Consider the following 3,196-nt stretch of genomic DNA (forward strand, 5'->3'; position numbering starts at 1 on the left):
TAGTACATTGAAAACTGAATATAATCCAAGAAAAAACCGAGAAACAATCAAAAGAGAAGAGATTGCCAAAGAGCGACCGAGAGAGTATCTTGAGTAAGGTCAAGTAAAGAAGGGCGCACGGTGAATGCCTAGGCACAATGAGGCGAAGAAGGACGTGACGAACCACGAAAGGCTTCGGGGAGCGGTAAGTACGCAGCGATCCGGAGATATCCGAATGGGGGAACCCAATGCATGCAGATGCATTACCAGGCGGTGAATAGATAGCCGGCTGGGGCAAGACGCAGTGAACTGAAACATCTAAGTAGCTGCAGGAAGAGAAAGAAAGATCGATTTCCCTAGTAGCGGCGAGCGAAAAGGAAAGAGCCCAAACCAGATGATTTATCATTTGGGGTTGTAGGACTGCAATAAGGCAGCGCAAAGGATAGCAGAATTATCTGGGAAGGTAAGCCAGAGAGGGTGAGAGCCCCGTAAGCGAAATCCAGAGCGCGCTGAGCAGGATCCTGAGTAGGTCGGGACACGAGGAATCCCGATTGAAGCAGCGAGGACCATCTCGCAAGGCTAAATACTACATTGTGACCGATAGTGAACCAGTACCGTGAGGGAAAGGTGAAAAGAACCCCGGGAGGGGAGTGAAAGAGAACCTGAAACCGTGTGCCTACAAATAGTCAAAGCCCATTAACGGGTAATGGCGTGCCTTTTGTAGAATGAACCGGCGAGTTACGTTAATTAGCGAGGTTAAGTCAGAAAAGACGGAGCCGGAGCGAAAGCGAGTCTGAAGAGGGCGGAGCAGTTAGTTGACGTAGACCCGAAACCAAGTGACCTACCCATGACCAGGTTGAAGGTGCGGTAAAGCGCACTGGAGGACCGAACCCACGTAAGTTAAAAATTGCGGGGATGAGTTGTGGGTAGCGGTGAAATTCCAAACGAACTTGGAGATAGCTGGTTCTCTCCGAAATAGCTTTAGGGCTAGCCTGGTGCCAGGACGATCATGGAGGTAGAGCTCTGTTTGGACGAAGGGCCCGTCAGGGGTTACTGAATTCAGATAAACTGCGAATACCAGAGATCGTGGCACTGGAGTCAGACTGCGAGTGATAAGATCCGTAGTCGAAAGGGAAACAGCCCAGATCACCAGTTAAGGTCCCCAAATCTATGCTAAGTGGAAAAGGATGTGGAGTTGCGTAGACAACTAGGATGTTGGCTCAGAAGCAGCCATCATTAAAAGAGTGCGTAATAGCTCACTAGTCGAGTGACGCTGCGCCGAAAATTTACCGGGGCTAAGCATAGTACCGAAACTGTGGATGTGCAGGAATGTACGTGGTAGGAGAGCGTTCTAAATGCGGCGAAGCTTAACTGAGAAGATAAGTGGAGCGTTTAGAAGTGAGAATGCCGGTATGAGTAGCGCAAGACAGGTGAGAATCCTGTCCGCCGAAAGACTAAGGTTTCCTGGGGCAGGCTCGTCCGCCCAGGGTAAGTCGGGACCTAAGGCAAGGCCGAAAGGCGTAGTCGATGGACAACAGGTAGAAATTCCTGTACTGCGCAGCTTCGTTAATAGCGAAGGAGGGACGCAGGAGGCAAAGAACGCATGGCGCTGGAAGCCATGTTCAAGCGCCAAGTGTGGTAATGAGTCAAATGCTTGTTACTATTAAGCACAAGGCGTGATGAGGAGCGAAAACAAAGTAGCGAAGGTTCAAGCGTCACACTGCCAAGAAAAGCTTCTAGCGAGAAGCTGCGCACCCGTACCGCAAACCGACACAGGTAGTCGAGTGGAGAACACTCAGGTGAGCGAGAGAACTCTCGTTAAGGAACTCGGCAAAATCGCCCCGTAACTTCGGGAGAAGGGGTGCTGGTGTAACAGCCAGCCGCAGTGAATAGGCCCAAACAACTGTTTATCAAAAACACAGGTCTCTGCCAAGTCGTAAGACGACGTATAGGGGCTGACACCTGCCCGGTGCTGGAAGGTTAAGGAGAGCTGTTAGCGCAAGCGAAGCAGCGAACTGAAGCCCCAGTAAACGGCGGCCGTAACTATAACGGTCCTAAGGTAGCGAAATTCCTTGTCGGGTAAGTTCCGACCTGCACGAAAGGTGTAATGATTTGGGCACTGTCTCAACGAGAGACTCGGTGAAATTATAATACCCGTGAAGATGCGGGTTACCCGCGACAGGACGGAAAGACCCCATGGAGCTTTACTGCAATTTGATATTGGGCAGCTGTTAAACATGTACAGGATAGGTAGGAGCCGGAGAAGATAGCACGCCAGTGTTATCAGAGGCAATGTTGGGATACTACCCTTGTTTGATGGCTGCTCTAACCAGGGCCTCTAAGCGAGGCATGGGACAGTGTCAGACGGGCAGTTTGACTGGGGCGGTCGCCTCCTAAAGCGTAACGGAGGCGCCCAAAGGTTCCCTCAGAATGGTTGGAAATCATTCACAGAGTGCAAAGGTATAAGGGAGCTTGACTGCGAGAGCGACAACTCGAGCAGGGACGAAAGTCGGGCTTAGTGATCTGGTGGTACCGCATGGAAGGGCCATCACTCAACGGATAAAAGCTACCCTGGGGATAACAGGCTTATCTCCCCCAAGAGTTCACATCGACGGGGAGGTTTGGCACCTCGATGTCGGCTCGTCGCATCCTGGGGCTGAAGTCGGTCCCAAGGGTTGGGCTGTTCGCCCATTAAAGCGGCACGCGAGCTGGGTTCAGAACGTCGTGAGACAGTTCGGTCCCTATCCGTCGTGGGCGTAGGAAATTTGCGAGGAGCTGTCCTTAGTACGAGAGGACCGGGATGGACATACCGCTGGTGTACCAGTTGTCTTGCCAAAGGCATCGCTGGGTAGCTAAGTATGGCCGGGATAAGCGCTGAAAGCATCTAAGTGCGAAGCCCCCCTCAAGATGAGATTTCCCATACGCAAGTAGTAAGACACCTCAAAGACTAAGAGGTAGATAGGCTGGGAGTGGAAGAGCCGCGAGGCTTGGAGCGGACCAGTACTAATCAGTCGAGGACTTGACCAAAGCTTAAAGGCAATCGAGGTTTTTTTAAGGGATTATATTTAGTTTTGAGCGTAAAAGCTCACAAGGAAAAGTACGGTGGCAAGAGCAAGAAGGAAACACCTGTAACCATGCCGAACACAGCAGTTAAGCTTCTTCACGCCGAGAGTAGTTGGTGGGAGACTGCCTGCGAGGGTAGGACGCTGCCGTGCTT

General features: G+C 51.5%; 2 rRNA genes. Both read left to right on the top strand.

Annotated features, from left to right (window positions below):
• Window positions 1–97: 97 nt before the first annotated feature.
• Window positions 98–3,006, top strand: a 23S ribosomal RNA gene (locus tag LDM92_RS09635).
• Window positions 3,007–3,077: 71 nt separating this feature from the next.
• Window positions 3,078–3,194 (top strand): 5S ribosomal RNA (gene rrf / locus LDM92_RS09640).
• The last annotated feature ends 2 nt before the right edge of the window (window positions 3,195–3,196 follow it).

Source organism: Lactobacillus laiwuensis (genome assembly GCF_019972835.1).
GTDB lineage: Bacteria > Bacillota > Bacilli > Lactobacillales > Lactobacillaceae > Lactobacillus > Lactobacillus laiwuensis.